Genomic DNA, 14,295 nt, shown 5'->3' with positions numbered 1-14,295 from the left:
CAATCTCTTGCGGTTTGGGCTGTGATTTCAGGGGGTTGGCGGAAAACGGTTGTGCCCTGTTTTGTGCCGGGTTTTGTGCAGCAAAGTGTGCATACAAATTTGGAGAGGGTTGGGGGCGTGATTATGGTTAATGGTGCGAATTTGCACGGTATGCCGAGGATGAGGGGCGGCATGGCCCATCCTGTAGACTGACATGACGGGGTAGGATGGGCCGTTTGGCCCATCTGCGCCTTCGGTCAATCCTTGGGTTTGCGCGCCTCGGCGGCGGCCTTCATGCGGGCAAGGAGTTCTTCCTTTTTCGCGGCGGCCTTGGCATCGCCCTTGGGCGCGCCGCGGCGGGGTTGATCATGCGGGTGATGGGCATCCTTGGCGGCTTTGGGGTTGCCGGCTTTGCCGTAGTCCATGGGATAGGCCTTTCAGGAAAAAAGAAGGGCGTTCCCTGCGGAACGCCCCCTTGGATTAGCATGGGTCAGGCAATCAGGCCAGCGACGGGTCGATGCCCTTGCAGGCGGCGACAAGGCCCTTCACCGCATCCACCGACTTGTCCATCATCGCCTGTTCGGCGGCGTTCAGTTTGATGTCCACGATGCGTTCAATGCCGTTCTTGCCGATGATCGTCGGCACGCCGACATAGAGGCCATCCAGCCCATAGGCGCCTTTCACATAGGCGGCGCAGGGCAGCAGACGCTTTTGATCCTTGAGGAAGGCTTCGGCCATTTCGATGGCCGAGGTTGCGGGCGCGTAGAAGGCGGAGCCGGTTTTCAGCAGGCCCACAATCTCGGCCCCGCCATCGCGGGTGCGCTGGACGATGGCATCCAGTTTTTCCTGCGTGGTCCAGCCCATCTGCACCAGATCGGGCAGCGGGATGCCCGCGACGGTGGAATAGCGGGTCAGCGGGACCATCGTGTCGCCATGGCCGCCAAGAACGAAGGCCGTCACGTCGCGCATGGAGACGTTGAATTCGACCGAGAGGAAGTGGCGGAAGCGGGCAGAATCGAGGACGCCGGCCATGCCGACCACCATGTTGTGGGGCAGGCCCGAAAATTCACGCAGCGCCCAGACCATGGCATCGAGCGGGTTGGTGATGCAGATCACGAAGGCGTTCGGGGCATGGGCCTTGATGCCTTCGCCCACGGATTTCATGACCTTGAGGTTGATGCCCAGAAGGTCGTCGCGCGACATGCCCGGCTTGCGCGGCACGCCTGCGGTGACGATGCAGACATCGGCCCCTGCGATATCGGCATAGTCATTGGTGCCCTTCATCGTGGCGTCAAAGCCTTCGGAGGGGCCGGATTGTGCGATATCGAGCGACTTGCCCTGCGGCGTGCCTTCGGCGATGTCGAAAAGCACCACATCGCCGAGTTCCTTGATGGCGGCGAGATGGGCGAGCGTGCCGCCGATCTGGCCGGCGCCGATGAGGGCGATCTTGGGTCGTGCCATGGTCCGGATCCTCCGTCTTTGGTGAGTCGGGGGTTTGCTACGCCCCTCCGCGCCGTCTGGCAAGCGTTACGGTGGCTGTTCGGTATACAATGGCATGCGGCAAATGCGGCAGGGTGGTGGCGGGGGCAGCCTGTTTGCGCTAAAGCGCGAAGGCGAATGAAGGGGCGGGCATGGACGGGCCGGGATTCTGGATGGCTGCAGTGGCAGCGGCGGTCTGCGTCGGCGCGGGCAAGGGCGGCATTCCCATCGTGGGCATGCTGAGCGTGCCGATCCTTGCCCTGACGATCAGCCCGGTGACGGCGGCAGGGTTGCTGCTACCCGTTTATGTGGTGTCGGACATGTTCGGGCTGTGGGCCTATCGGCGCGATTTCGACGGGCGCGTCCTGGCGATCATTCTGCCCGGTGCGCTGGTGGGGATCGGGGTGGGCTGGGCGGCGGCCTCTGTCGTGTCAGAGCATTGGGTGCGGGTTCTGGTTGGGGTGATCGGGATCACCTTCGCGCTGAACCTGATCCTGCGGGGGCGGCCAGATGGCCCGCCGCGCCGGGCAGAAGTGGCGCCGGGGCTGTTCTGGGGTGCGGTGTCGGGCTTTACCAGTTTTGTCAGCCATTCGGGCGGGCCGCCCTATCAGGTCTATACCCTGCCCTTGAAGATGACGAAGACGGTCTTTGCAGGCACATCAACCATCGCCTTTTCGGTGATCAATGCGGCCAAACTGATCCCCTATTGGCAATTGGGGCAGTTGACGGCGTCGAATATGAAGGTGGCGCTGATGCTGATGCCGATTGCGGCGGCGGCGGTCTTTGCGGGGGTCTGGTTGGTAAAGGTGCTGCCGGACAAGCTGTTCTTCCGGTTGGTGATCTGGGCGCTTTTGATCCTGTCGGTGCAACTTTTGTGGACGGGCTTGCGGGGCTGATACGCGGGTTTTGCTGCGCTGCGGCAAATTGGGGCTTGCTGAAACTTCCGAAATGATGCCTTTGGGCGAAACAATCTTGCGTGGAGGCGAATCCGATGCTGCGGCCCTACCGATCTGTCCTGTATATCCCCGGATCGAAGGAGCGGGCGCTGGAAAAGGCGCGTGATCTGGCGGTGGACGCGATCATCTTCGATCTGGAGGATGCCGTGGCCCCGGATGAGAAGGCGGCGGCGCGGGCGACGCTCGCGCGGTTTCTGGCCGAGGTGGACTATGGACCCCGCGCGCGGATCGTGCGGATCAACGGGTTCGATACCGAATGGGGGCGGGCCGATGCGGCGGCCTTTGCCGACCATCCGGGGGTGGATGCGATCCTTGTGCCCAAGGTGAATGGGCCTGCCGATCTGGACGCTGTGGCGGCGGTGACGGGCGAGATGCCGCTTTGGGCGATGATGGAAACGGCTTTGGGCATGCTGAACGCCGCCGCGATTGCCGCCCATCCCCGGCTGGAGGGGATGGTGATGGGCACCAATGATCTGGCCAAGGAATTGGGCAGCCGTTTCCGGGCGGATCGGATGCCGCTGATGACGGGGCTGGGGCTGTGCCTTTTGGCGGCGAAGGCATCGGGGCGGGTGATCGTGGACGGGGTCTATAACGCTTTCAAGGATGAGGCGGGGCTGGCCGCGGAATGCGCGCAGGGGCGCGACATGGGGTTTGATGGCAAGACGTTGATCCATCCCGCGCAGGTGGAGATCACGAATGAAGCCTTTGCGCCGAGCGAGGCCGAGGTCGATCTGGCACGGCGGCAGATCGAGGCTTTCAACGCGGCACAGGCGCAGGGGCAGGGCGTGGCCGTGCTGGACGGGCGGATCGTGGAGAACCTGCATGTGGTGACCGCGCAGGCCGTGCTGGCGAAGATGGAGGCGATCCGGGCACAGGCGATGACTGCCGAGAGAATTGCGGTGGGCGCAGAATAGGGGCAGGGTGCGCGCGCATTTAAGCCTTTGGAGGTAGAGCGATGACCCTGTTGATCCTTGGCGTGGCCCTGTGGTGGGCGGCGCATCTGTTCAAGCGTGTGGCGCCGGGGGCGCGGGCGGGCCTTGGCGATGCGGGCAAGGGGCTGGTGGCGGTGGCGGTGCTGGCCTCGGTCGTGATGATGTATTTCGGCTATGGCGCGGCGCGGCCCGAGGCGGATGTGTGGTGGGGGCGCAACCCGGCGCTGGTGGGGATCAACAACCTGTTGATGCTGCTGGCGGTTTATCTTTACGCGGCATCCGGCGCGAAATCGGCACTGGCGCGGAAGATCCGGCACCCGCAGTTGACGGCGGTGAAGACCTGGGCGGTGGCGCATCTTCTGGTGAATGGCGATCTGCCATCCTTCATCCTGTTTGGTGGATTGCTGGCTTGGGCGGTGGTGTCGGTGATCCTGATCAACCGGGCGCAACGCGACTGGACCCCGCCGGTGGCAAAGCCCGGCGCAGAGGTGAAGGCCATCGTGGCGACCGTGGTGGTGACGGTGGGGATCATGCTGATCCACAACTGGTTGGGCATCCAGCCGTGGGGGTAAAGGCATGAAGCTTTATCGGTTCCTGTCGGAGGACGACACTTCGGCCTTCTGTCACAAGGTGACGGCGGCCCTGAACAAGGGCTGGGCGCTGCATGGGGACCCGACCTATGCCTTTGACGCCGCGCGGGGCGTGATGCGCTGCGGGCAGGCAGTGGTGAAAGAGGTTCCGGGTGACTACAGCCCGGAGGTGAAACTGGGCGAGATGTAGGATGGGCAGGTTTGCCCATCCTACCTTGAGATGTGGGATGCGTAGGATGGGCAATATTGCCCCTCCTACGGGTGGAGACAGGTGATGAAGACCAATCCGGGGCGGTTTTTCGAGGAATATCGGCTGGGCGAAACCATCGTTCATGCCGTGCCGCGCACGATTTCGGGGGGGGAGCGGGCGCTTTACCATGCGCTTTATCCGGCGCGGGGGGCGATCTATTCGTCGGACGAATTCGCCCGCGGCTGCGGGCTGCCCTCGGCCCCGGTGGATGACCTGATCGCCTTCCATGTGGTCTTTGGCAAGACGGTGCCGGATATCAGCCTGAACGCCGTGGCGAATCTTGGCTATGCCGAGGGGCGCTGGCTGGCCCCGGTCTATGCGGGGGATACGCTGCGGTCGGAATCGACCGTGATCGGGTTGAAGGAAAACTCGAACGGGAAATCCGGGGTCGTCTATGTGCGCACGCGGGGGATCAACCAGCGCGACGAGGTGGTGCTGGAATATGTCCGCTGGGTGATGGTGAAAAAGCGCCGTCTTGATGCGCCGGCGCCCGCGGCGGTGACGCCGTCGCTGGCCCCGGTGGTGGTGCCGGAGGCATTGGTCGTGCCGAAGCGTCTGGACTTCAGCCGTTACGATTTCGCGCTGGCGGGGGAACGGCATCGCTTTGCCGATTACACGGTGGGCGAGAAGATCGACCATGTCGATGGCGTGACGGTGGAGGAAGCCGATCACCTGATGGCGACGCGGCTGTGGCAGAACACGTCGAAGGTGCATTTCGACGTGACGCAGCGCGAGGATGGGCGGCGGCTGATTTACGGCGGTCATGTGATTTCGCTGGCCCGCGCGCTGTCTTTCAACGGGCTGGCCAATGCGCAGATGATCGTGGCGCTGAATGCGGGCGCGCATGCGAACCCTTGTTTCGCAGGCGATACGGTGCGGGCTTGGTCGGAGGTTCTGGACCGGGCCGAGACGGAAGCGCCGGGTGTGGGTGCCTTGCGGCTGCGCTTGGTGGCGGTGAAGGATGGGGCCGCGCCCTTTGCCCTGCGGGGCGAGGATGGGAAATACCTGCCGGAGGTTCTATTGGATCTTGATTATTGGGCGCTGGTGCCGGTCTGAAGGGCTTTGTGATCACAAAATCCCTCTTGATTGGTGGCCGTGTTTGGGCATGATGCATCCCATGCGGCGTGTGATCGGTTCCCTTCTTTTGTTTCTGTCGTTGGCCTTTGGGGCGGCGGCCCAGACCCTTGGGGTAAAGGGCGGGGCTGAGGACAGCGGTGAGGCCTTGGCCGGAGAAGAGCTGGACCTGTCGGATGCAGAATGGCATGTCCGCGATGTGATGCTGGCGATCTTTTACCACGAGCTTGGCCATGCGCTGATCGATGTGATGCAGCTGCCGGTTCTGGGGTTGGAAGAGGATGCGGCGGATGTCTTGTCCGTCGTGATGATCGACCGGCTGTGGGATGCCGAATCGTCTGAGGCGAAGGTGGCGGCTGTGGCGAATTTCTGGGCCACCAGCGCGATGCAGAGTGCCGAGGCCGGGTATGATCCATCCTTTTGGGGGGTGCATTCGCCGGATGAGCGGCGGTATTTCACCTTTCTCTGCCTGTATTACGGCGGTGCGCCGGATGAGCGGGAGGCGCTGGCGATAGAGTTCGGCCTGCCCGAGGATCGCGCGGCGAGCTGCCCGGATGAGTTCGACCTTGCTGCCGGGTCCTGGGGGGTCTTTCTGGACGAGCTGGAGGCGGCGGGGCCAGGGGAAAGCCTTGTCTGGCTGGGTGAGGGGGAGCCTGCCGATTACATTGAGGCGGCGATTTTGGAAGAGGTGGATTACCTGAATTCCATCTGGACCCTGCCGGAAGCGGTGGGTGTGCAGGTCGGACCCTGCGACGAGGCCAATGCCTTTTACGATCCGTCCGAAAAGACCATCACCATGTGCATCGAGCTTGCGGACTATGCGCTGACGACGGCACCGTGATCTGTGATCACAAATTTTCAGCGCGTGATCACAAAGCTAAAATTTTATCGGATTTAGCGCCAACATGACGCCTCTGCGGCGTTCTGAAGCGTGACTTGGCCATAAAATCCGCTATTCAGACACGTCATAAGGCCAAGAATGCGCGCCCGCCGGTCCGATCGGACGGGCAAGCCAGCGACGAAGGGAACCGAGATGGCTGATGTGAAGCGGGTCGAACGGCCCCTTTCTCCGCACTTGCAGATTTACCGTCCGCAACTGACCTCGATCACGTCGATTCTTACACGGATCACCGGCAACGGGTTGATCGTGGGGACGATGCTGGCGGTGTGGTGGCTGCTGGCGGCGGCGACCTCGCCGGAATATTTCGCGATTGCCGATGCGGTGGCGACAAGCTGGTTCGGCGATCTGGTCTTCACGCTATCGGCTTGGGCGCTGTGGTACCATTACCTCGCCGGGATCCGGCATCTGATCTATGATGCGGGCAAGGGGCTGGATATTCCCACGGCGGAAAAGCTGGGCTGGGCCTGCATCATCGGGTCGGTCGTGCTGACCCTTCTCACCATCATCATCGTGTAAGGGGGGCAGGGCGATGCGTTACCTGACCGACCGCAAGCGCGCCGTGGGCAAGGGCGCGGGGCATAGCGGAACCGAACATCACTGGTACATGCAGGTCAGTGCAGTGGCGCTGGCCTTCCTGCTGCCGGTTTGGGTTTTCATCTTTGGCCGTGCGCTGGGGCAGGGGCATGAGGCGGTGATGGCCACCTTTGCGCGGCCCTTTCCGGCCATCGTGACCGGGCTGGTGCTGTTCGTGTCGATGCGCCACTTCGCCAAGGGCGCGCAGATGATGATCGAGGATTACGCGCGGGGCCATACGAAGAAGGCCCTCGTGATCGCGGCGATTTCGCTTTCCTACGTGGTGATGGCGACGGGGTTCTATGCCCTTGTCCGCATCGCGCTTTGAGATTTGGGGCTGAGATGACGGCTTATCCGTATGAAGTGCATGACTATGACGTGGTCGTGGTGGGGGCGGGCGGTGCGGGTCTGCGCGCGACGCTGGGCATGGCCGAGCAGGGGCTGCGCACGGCCTGTGTGACGAAGGTGTTTCCCACCCGCAGCCACACGGTTGCGGCGCAGGGGGGGATTGCGGCCTCGCTTGGCAATATGGGCCCGGATTCGTGGCAGTGGCACATGTATGACACCGTGAAGGGGTCGGACTGGCTGGGCGATACCGACGCGATGGAATATCTGGCGCGTGAGGCGCCGAAGGCCGTGTATGAGCTGGAACATTACGGCGTTCCGTTTTCGCGCACGGAAGAGGGGAAGATCTATCAGCGCCCCTTCGGTGGTCATACGACGGAATTCGGGGAAGGCCCGCCGGTGCAGCGCACCTGTGCCGCCGCCGACCGGACGGGGCATGCGATCCTGCATACGCTTTATGGGCAATCGTTGAAGAACAATGCGGAGTTCTTCATCGAATATTTCGCGCTGGACCTGATCATCACGGATGGGGCCTGCACGGGCGTCGTGGCGTGGAAGCTGGATGACGGGACGATCCATGTCTTCAACGCCAAGATGGTGGTGCTGGCGACGGGCGGCTATGGCCGGGCCTATTTCAGCGCGACCTCTGCTCATACTTGCACGGGTGATGGCGGCGGGATGGTGGCGCGGGCCGGGTTGCCGCTGCAGGACATGGAATTCGTGCAGTTCCACCCGACGGGGATTTACGGGTCGGGCTGTCTGATCACCGAAGGCGCGCGGGGCGAGGGCGGCTATCTGACCAATGCGAATGGCGAGCGGTTCATGGAACGCTATGCGCCGCATTACAAGGATTTGGCACCGCGGGATTATGTGTCGCGCTGCATGACGCTGGAGATTCGCGAAGGGCGGGGCGTGGGTGCGAATGGCGACCATATCCACCTGCACCTGAACCACCTGCCGAAGGAAACGCTGGAGCTGCGCCTGCCGGGGATTTCGGAATCGGCACGCATTTTCGCGGGTGTGGACCTGACGAAAGAGCCGATCCCGGTTCTGCCGACGGTGCATTACAATATGGGCGGCATTCCCACGAACTATTGGGGCGAGGTGCTGAACCCGACTGCCGAGAACCCCGATGCGGTCTTCCCCGGCCTGATGGCGGTGGGCGAGGCGGGTTGTGCATCGGTGCATGGCGCGAACCGTTTGGGGTCAAACAGCCTGATCGACCTTGTGGTGTTCGGCCGTGCGGCGGCGATCCGGGCGGGGCAGATCGTGGACCCGAAAGCCCCGGTCGCGCCGGTGAACAAGGCCGAGGTGGACAAGGCCCTGACGCGGTTCGATGCGATGCGGCACGCCAATGGCGGCACGCCCACGGCAGCGCTGCGGTTGGAGATGCAGAAGACCATGCAGGCCGATGCGGCGGTGTTCCGCGCCGAGGCGACGCTGGCCGAAGGCGAGCGGAAGATGACCGCGATTGCCGGGAAGATGGGCGATCTGAAGGTCACCGACCGGTCCCTGGTCTGGAACAGCGATCTGATGGAGACGCTGGAACTGGCCAACCTGATGCCCAATGCGCTGGCCACGATCTATGGCGCGCATGCGCGGACAGAATCCCGTGGGGCGCATGCGCATGAGGATTATCCGCAGCGCGATGATGCCAATTGGCGCAAGCATTCGCTGGCTTGGGTGGAGGGCGACAAGGTCACGCTCGGCTATCGGGGGGTGCATGTGGACCCGCTGACGACCGAGGCTGAGGGCGGCATCAGCCTGAAGAAGATCGCCCCCGCAGAGCGGAAGTTCTGATGGGCAAGGGGCTTGCATCGGCGGGGATGCGCCGCCCCGGTCGCGCCATGGCGCGGCGGGGCTGCGGTTCCTTGCAGGGCCATGGCAGGATGCGGGAAACCCCTGCAACCGGAGGCACGACCATGCGCCCGACCCTGATGCTTGCCCTTCTTCCCCTGACGCTGGCCGCCTGTTCGCCACAGGATGTGGCCGACAAGGTCGCGCGGCGGACGGCGGAAACCGTTGTGCGGCCCATCGTGGATGACCGGTTGGCCGGGCCACAGGCGGGGGCGGCCACGACGTGCGTGGTACAGAATGCCAGCGCGGCAGAGATACAGTCCTTGGTGCGGGATGTGGGGGTCTATGCCGGAACCTCGACCGAGGCGGTGGTCTGGTCCATCGTCGCGCGGTCGGAAACGCAGGCCTGCCTTGCCGCCAATGGCGTGGCTTTGGGGGTGTGATGCGGGCGGTCTGGCTGCTTCCCCTTTTGCTTCTGGCTTGTGGGCCGATCCCGGTGGATCGGGCCGAACGGCAATGCCTTGACCGGGCACAGCTGGCGGCAAAGCCGCGCGGCATGGTCAGTGCGGGTGTCACCTCGGGCGGGAACGCGACGGGGGGGGTAAGGCTGGAAGTGTCGTCCGACTATCTGCTCGGCCGCGATCCTTCGGCGATCTTTGATGCCTGCGTCTATCAGAAATCAGGCGTGCCGCCGACGCGGCCGCTGTATTCATTCCCGGAATGGAAGGGATAACATGGTCCAGTTCACGCTTCCCAAGAACAGCAAGGTGCGCACCGGCAAGACATGGCCGAAGCCTGAGGGCAAGAATGTGCGCAAGTTCCAGATCTATCGCTGGAACCCCGATGACGGGGAAAACCCGCGGGTGGATACTTATTTCGTCGATATGGACAGCTGCGGTCCGATGGTTCTGGACGCGCTGATCAAGATCAAGAATGAGATCGACCCGACGCTGACCTTCCGCCGGTCTTGCCGGGAAGGGATTTGCGGGTCTTGTGCGATGAATATCGACGGGATCAACACGCTGGCCTGTATCTATGGGCTGGATGAGGTGAAGGGGGATGTGAAGATCTATCCCCTGCCGCATATGCCGGTGATCAAGGACCTGATCCCCGACCTGACGCATTTCTACGCCCAGCATGCGAGCATCATGCCTTGGCTGGAGACGAAGACGAACCGCCCCGCGAAAGAGTGGCGGCAGTCGATCGAGGATCGGAAGAAACTGGACGGGCTTTATGAATGCGTGATGTGCGCGTCCTGTTCGACCTCGTGCCCGTCTTACTGGTGGAACAGCGACAAGTATCTGGGTCCTGCGGCGCTGCTGCATGCCTATCGCTGGATCATCGACAGCCGCGATGAGGCGACGCCAGAGCGGTTGGATCAGCTGGAAGATCCGTTCAAGCTCTATCGTTGCCACACGATCATGAACTGCGCCAAGACCTGCCCCAAGGGGCTGAACCCGGCCAAGGCGATTGCCGAGATCAAGAAGATGATGGTGGAGCGGGTGGTCTGATCGCCCCCTTCACGGCACAGGGCAAGGCCGGGGGTGACCCCGGCCTTTTCCTTTAGCGCCCCACGCCTTCGTAGGTTTCGAAGCCTGCGGCGAGGGCGTCTTCGCGGTTGTAGATGTTGCGCAGGTCGGCCATGCGGGGGGTGTTCATCTTGCGCGCCAGTTTGCCCAGATCGAGGGCGCGGAATTCGTTCCATTCGGTCAGGATCACCACGACATCGGCCCCGTTCGCGGCCTGATAGGCGTTTTCCACCCATTTGACATGGGGAAGGAGCGCCTCACCCTCACGCTGGCCTTCGGGGTCGGTAACGCGGACCTTGGCCCCTTGACCCACCAGTGCAGGCACGATGGTGAGTGAGGGGGCATCGCGCATGTCGTCGGTATTGGGTTTGAAGGTCACGCCAAGGATGGCGACGGTCTTGCCGTTCACCTGCCCATCCAGAAGATCGATGATCTTGTCGAGCATGCGTTGTTTGACCTGATCATTCACTTTGATGACGGTTTCCACGATCTGCATGGGCACCGCATGTTCCTGCCCGATGCGGGCAAGCGCCTTGGTGTCCTTGGGGAAGCAGGACCCGCCATAGCCGGGGCCGGCATGCAGGAACTTGTTCCCGATGCGGCCATCAAGGCCGATGCCCTTGGCCACCGATTTCACATCTGCGCCGACACGTTCGCAAAGCGCTGCGATTTCGTTGATGAAGGTGATCTTGGTCGCGAGGAAGGCGTTGGCGGCGTATTTGATCATCTCGGCGGATTCGAGGCCGGTGAAGACAATGGGGAATTCCCGCAGGAAGAGGGGGCGGTAGATGTCGGACATCACCTTTTGCGCCCGGTCGTTTTCCACGCCGACCACGACGCGGTCGGGGCGCATGAAATCGTCAATCGCGGCGCCTTCGCGCAGGAATTCGGGGTTGGAAGCGATGTCGAAATCGGCGGTCGGGTTGGCGGCGCGCACCGCATCGGCCACCTTGCGGTTGGTGCCGACGGGGACGGTGGATTTGGTGACGACCACGGTATAGCCCGTCATGGCGCGGCCAATCTCTTCGGCGGCGGCCATGACATAGCGCAGGTCGGCATGGCCATCGCCGCGCCGCGTGGGCGTGCCCACGGCGATGAAGACGGCATCGGCCCCATCCACCGCCTGCGCAAGATCAAGTGAGAAGGACAGGCGGCCCGCGGCCACGTTCTTGGCCATCAGGTCCTGAAGGCCCGGTTCGAAGATCGGCACTTCGCCTGCATTCAGACGGTCGATCTTTGCCGGGTCCTTGTCGACGCAGACGACATCATGCCCGAAGTCGGAAAAACACACCCCTGAGACGAGGCCGACATACCCCGTCCCGATCATCGCAATCTTCATTCGCCTACACCCATCTGGCCGTGGCCCGATGCCACGCACCCTGCCTGTTTAAGACAGCGCGATTCGCGCTGTCAAAGGCTGCGGTGCAGCAAGATGGGGCAGGTGGCGCAGTCAGGACACGCTGTCAGGCCTGACGCAGCCAGATTGCGGTAGCGAGGGCGCTGGAAATCTCGGCCGGGTTCCAGGCCCATTGGGCGGGGGCGGGGCCAGGCCAGCCATGGGTGCGGCGCAGCACCTTGCGCGCCGAGGTGACCGGGGCGGTGCCGCCATTCACATCGGGCGTGGCGGTTGCTGCCCAAGCCGACAGCGTGGCGGTGGAGGAATGGCGGATGCCCAGCCAGACGGTGCGGCCCTGCCGCAGCGACAGCGTCACGATGGCCGATTTCGCCCCGGTGGTGGACAGGTCGAGGTCATCGCTTTCCAAAATCAGGGCATCGGGCCGCCCGTTGGAATCGGCGGTGTAAAGGACGACGCGGGCCAAGGCCCCGGCCACGGCGGTGGTGCAGTTGACGAGGACGCGGTCTGTGGACAGATCGGCGCGTGGCTGGAAGGGGTAAAGGTCAAGCCGCCCAGCCGCCCCGGCAAGCGTGCCTGCCGTTGTGCCGCCCGCGCCTGTGGTGGTGAGGATCATCTCACCCGCCGGGGGGAGGAGGATGGGAATGTTGCCTTGCCCGTCAAGGCGGATGCCTTGCCCGGCGAGTTGGGCGAAAAGTTGCCCGTTTTCTTGCCAGAGCGCCCCATCGGGCAGGCCCTGTGGTGGTGTGGATTGGCTGTGCAGGATCACCGGACGGGCCAGCGTGGCGCGGCCTGTCCCGGGATCGGCGGTCAGGACGGGTTGAAAATTGCTGCCATCGGCGCTGACCTTCAGGGAGAAGGCATCTTCGCCGACAAGGCCGAATTCAGCGCGGCCCGACCAGCCGGATTGAAACAGGAGGCTCGCGGTATCGCCGGGGGCCGCTTTGTTCAGCTTGAGCTGATGCCCCGCGCCTGCATGGGTGAAAAGCGAGGCAGGGCTGGCGACGGCAAGGCGGTTGTGGTCATCGGCAGAGGTAGAGATGCCGAAACGGGGCTGGGTTTCGGGGAGGGTGAAGGCCGCCCCCCAACCCGTGCCATTATGAACGAGCGTCAGGTCTTCGGCCAGAACGCGTGCCTGCCAGCCGGGGCGGGGGTCAAGGATGACCCAAACGCCGCCCCAGAAGGCGGCCACCTTGCCGCTTTGCCCAAGCCATGCACCCGTCGCATCGGGCCCGATGATGTGGCGGTCACCTTCGATCGGCAGATCGGGCGGGGCGCTGCGCGTGCGATCCAAGACGGCCAGATGGACGAGGATATCAAGCAGGCGCAGCGATTCATTATGGGTGACATGCTTTTGTGCCTGCGCGGGCAGGATCAGCGGCAGGGAAAGAAGGGGGGTTGCGTCGTCCGACATCGGGCTTCCTCTTGGCCATGCGTTCTGCGGGCAAGGATCGGCGGCGATGGTGAACGGTTTCCAAAGAGGGCGCGCGGGGCTATCGCGCGCGGGCTGGCGCGGCTAGTGTCGGGCCCAGACGGGTCCGGAAGGGAGTTTGCGAGTGGCGGATCATGTGCTGGTGACGGGGGGCGCGGGGTATATCGGCGCGCATGCCTGCAAGGCGTTGAAGCGGGCGGGGTTTGTGCCTGTGGCCTTTGACAACCTGTCGACGGGATGGGAGGGGGCGGTGAAGTTCGGCCCCCTTGCGCGCGGCGATCTGATGGACCGCGCGAGCATCGATGCGGCGCTGGCGGAATGGAAGCCTGTGGCGGTGATGCATTTCGCGGCGCTGTCCTTGGTGGGCGAGTCGATGTCGGACCCCGGCCGTTATTGGCGGGTGAATGTGGGCGGCGCGCTGAACCTGATCGAGGCCTGTGTGGCGGCGGGGGTTGGGCAGTTCGTCTTTTCCTCGACCTGCGCGACCTATGGCGATCAGGATGGGGTGGTGTTGAACGAGGACACGCCGCAGCGCCCGATCAATGCCTATGGGGCGTCAAAGCTGGCCATCGAACAGATGCTGGGGAATTTTGGTGCAAGCCATGGGCTGCAATCTGTGATCTTTCGCTATTTCAACGTGGCAGGCGCCGACCCGGAGGGCGAGGTGGGCGAGCGGCACGAGCCGGAGACGCATCTGATCCCGCTGATGCTGGATGCGATTGAGGGGAAACGCGCGGCGCTGACCCTGCATGGCACGGATTACGCGACGCGGGATGGCACCTGTCTGCGGGATTATGTGCATGTGACCGATCTGGCGGATGCCCATGTGCGGGGCCTGCGCTGGTTGCAAGGCGGCAAGGGGGGGCGGGTCTTTTGTCTGGGCACCGGGACGGGCTATTCGGTGCGCGAGGTGATCGATCATGCCCGCGTGGTGACGAACCGCGCGGTTCCGGTGGTGGAGGGGCCGCGTCGCGCGGGCGATGCGGCGGCCTTGGTCTGCGGATCGGCCCGGGCGCGGGACGAGCTGGGCTGGACCCCAGAACGGGGGTTGGAGGCGATGATCCGCGATGCGTGGCGCTGGTCGCAGGGGGGCGGGTTCTGATA

The 14,295-nt window shown here is 63.7% G+C and carries 17 protein-coding genes; 13 read left to right on the top strand and 4 right to left on the bottom strand.

What is annotated here, in order from left to right:
• Positions 1-236 precede the first annotated feature (236 nt).
• Together QF092_RS08930 and mdh are read right to left on the bottom strand one after the other, a co-directional pair.
• Positions 237-404 carry a hypothetical protein gene (locus QF092_RS08930; protein WP_281469550.1) on the bottom strand — a complete coding sequence of 56 codons (168 nt, stop codon included), beginning with the start codon at positions 402-404 and terminating at the stop codon, positions 237-239.
• Positions 405-477: 73 nt separating this feature from the next.
• Positions 478-1,440, bottom strand: a complete 963-nt coding sequence (mdh, locus tag QF092_RS08925) for a malate dehydrogenase (RefSeq protein WP_281469548.1) — start codon at positions 1,438-1,440, stop codon at positions 478-480.
• A 170-nt stretch (positions 1,441-1,610) separates the two neighbouring features.
• Here mdh and QF092_RS08920 point away from each other — a divergent pair, with 170 nt between their 5' ends.
• From QF092_RS08920 to QF092_RS08865, 12 genes are all read left to right on the top strand, one after another.
• Positions 1,611-2,354 (top strand): sulfite exporter TauE/SafE family protein, encoded by a 744-nt coding sequence (locus QF092_RS08920; protein WP_281469546.1) that lies wholly within the window; start codon positions 1,611-1,613, stop codon positions 2,352-2,354.
• 95 nt (positions 2,355-2,449) lie between these two features.
• Positions 2,450-3,328: an HpcH/HpaI aldolase/citrate lyase family protein gene (locus QF092_RS08915; protein ID WP_281469544.1), complete on the top strand. Its 879-nt coding sequence runs from the start codon at positions 2,450-2,452 to the stop codon at positions 3,326-3,328.
• 41 nt (positions 3,329-3,369) lie between these two features.
• Positions 3,370-3,918 (top strand): NnrU family protein, encoded by a 549-nt coding sequence (locus tag QF092_RS08910; protein WP_281469542.1) that lies wholly within the window; start codon positions 3,370-3,372, stop codon positions 3,916-3,918.
• 4 nt (positions 3,919-3,922) lie between these two features.
• Positions 3,923-4,126 (top strand): DUF1737 domain-containing protein, encoded by a 204-nt coding sequence (locus tag QF092_RS08905; protein WP_281469539.1) that lies wholly within the window; start codon positions 3,923-3,925, stop codon positions 4,124-4,126.
• Positions 4,127-4,210: 84 nt separating this feature from the next.
• Complete coding sequence (locus tag QF092_RS08900) at positions 4,211-5,242, top strand: MaoC family dehydratase (RefSeq protein WP_281469538.1); 1,032 nt, start codon at positions 4,211-4,213, stop codon at positions 5,240-5,242.
• A gap of 49 nt (positions 5,243-5,291) precedes the next feature.
• The gene (locus tag QF092_RS08895) at positions 5,292-6,101 is read left to right on the top strand and encodes a DUF4344 domain-containing metallopeptidase (protein ID WP_281469536.1); all 810 of its coding nucleotides are present in this window, start codon (positions 5,292-5,294) and stop codon (positions 6,099-6,101) included.
• Between the two features lie 192 nt (positions 6,102-6,293).
• Positions 6,294-6,677: a succinate dehydrogenase, cytochrome b556 subunit gene (sdhC, locus tag QF092_RS08890; protein WP_281469534.1), complete on the top strand. Its 384-nt coding sequence runs from the start codon at positions 6,294-6,296 to the stop codon at positions 6,675-6,677.
• Positions 6,678-6,690: 13 nt separating this feature from the next.
• Positions 6,691-7,062 (top strand): succinate dehydrogenase, hydrophobic membrane anchor protein, encoded by a 372-nt coding sequence (sdhD, locus tag QF092_RS08885; RefSeq protein WP_281469532.1) that lies wholly within the window; start codon positions 6,691-6,693, stop codon positions 7,060-7,062.
• Positions 7,063-7,076: 14 nt separating this feature from the next.
• Complete coding sequence (sdhA, locus tag QF092_RS08880; RefSeq protein ID WP_281469531.1) at positions 7,077-8,879, top strand: succinate dehydrogenase flavoprotein subunit; 1,803 nt, start codon at positions 7,077-7,079, stop codon at positions 8,877-8,879.
• Positions 8,879-9,319, top strand: coding sequence for a hypothetical protein (locus QF092_RS08875; RefSeq protein ID WP_281469529.1), 441 nt, complete (start codon positions 8,879-8,881; stop codon positions 9,317-9,319). Before sdhA ends, QF092_RS08875 begins: the two co-directional genes overlap by 1 nt.
• Positions 9,319-9,609: a hypothetical protein gene (locus tag QF092_RS08870; protein ID WP_281469527.1), complete on the top strand. Its 291-nt coding sequence runs from the start codon at positions 9,319-9,321 to the stop codon at positions 9,607-9,609. The genes QF092_RS08875 and QF092_RS08870 overlap by 1 nt, the downstream gene beginning before the upstream one ends.
• Before the next feature lies 1 nt (position 9,610).
• Positions 9,611-10,387 carry a succinate dehydrogenase iron-sulfur subunit gene (locus QF092_RS08865; protein WP_101922391.1) on the top strand — a complete coding sequence of 259 codons (777 nt, stop codon included), beginning with the start codon at positions 9,611-9,613 and terminating at the stop codon, positions 10,385-10,387.
• Positions 10,388-10,439: 52 nt separating this feature from the next.
• Here the strand turns inward: QF092_RS08865 and QF092_RS08860 are convergent, their stop codons facing one another.
• The gene (locus tag QF092_RS08860) at positions 10,440-11,744 is read right to left on the bottom strand and encodes a UDP-glucose dehydrogenase family protein (protein ID WP_281469522.1); all 1,305 of its coding nucleotides are present in this window, start codon (positions 11,742-11,744) and stop codon (positions 10,440-10,442) included.
• Positions 11,745-11,868: 124 nt separating this feature from the next.
• Positions 11,869-13,173 carry a DUF2793 domain-containing protein gene (locus tag QF092_RS08855; RefSeq protein ID WP_281469520.1) on the bottom strand — a complete coding sequence of 435 codons (1,305 nt, stop codon included), beginning with the start codon at positions 13,171-13,173 and terminating at the stop codon, positions 11,869-11,871.
• 142 nt (positions 13,174-13,315) lie between these two features.
• On the opposite strand from QF092_RS08855, the gene galE reads away from it, so the two are divergent.
• A complete protein-coding gene (gene galE, locus QF092_RS08850) occupies positions 13,316-14,293 on the top strand; it encodes a UDP-glucose 4-epimerase GalE (RefSeq protein ID WP_281469518.1) in 978 nt (325 codons plus the stop codon).
• Positions 14,294-14,295: the final 2 nt, after the last annotated feature.

The sequence above is a fragment of the Fuscovulum ytuae genome (genome assembly GCF_029953595.1).
GTDB lineage: Bacteria > Pseudomonadota > Alphaproteobacteria > Rhodobacterales > Rhodobacteraceae > Paragemmobacter > Paragemmobacter ytuae.
Note: the sequence above shows the minus strand (reverse complement) of the source record. Positions and strands in the feature narration are given on the sequence as shown.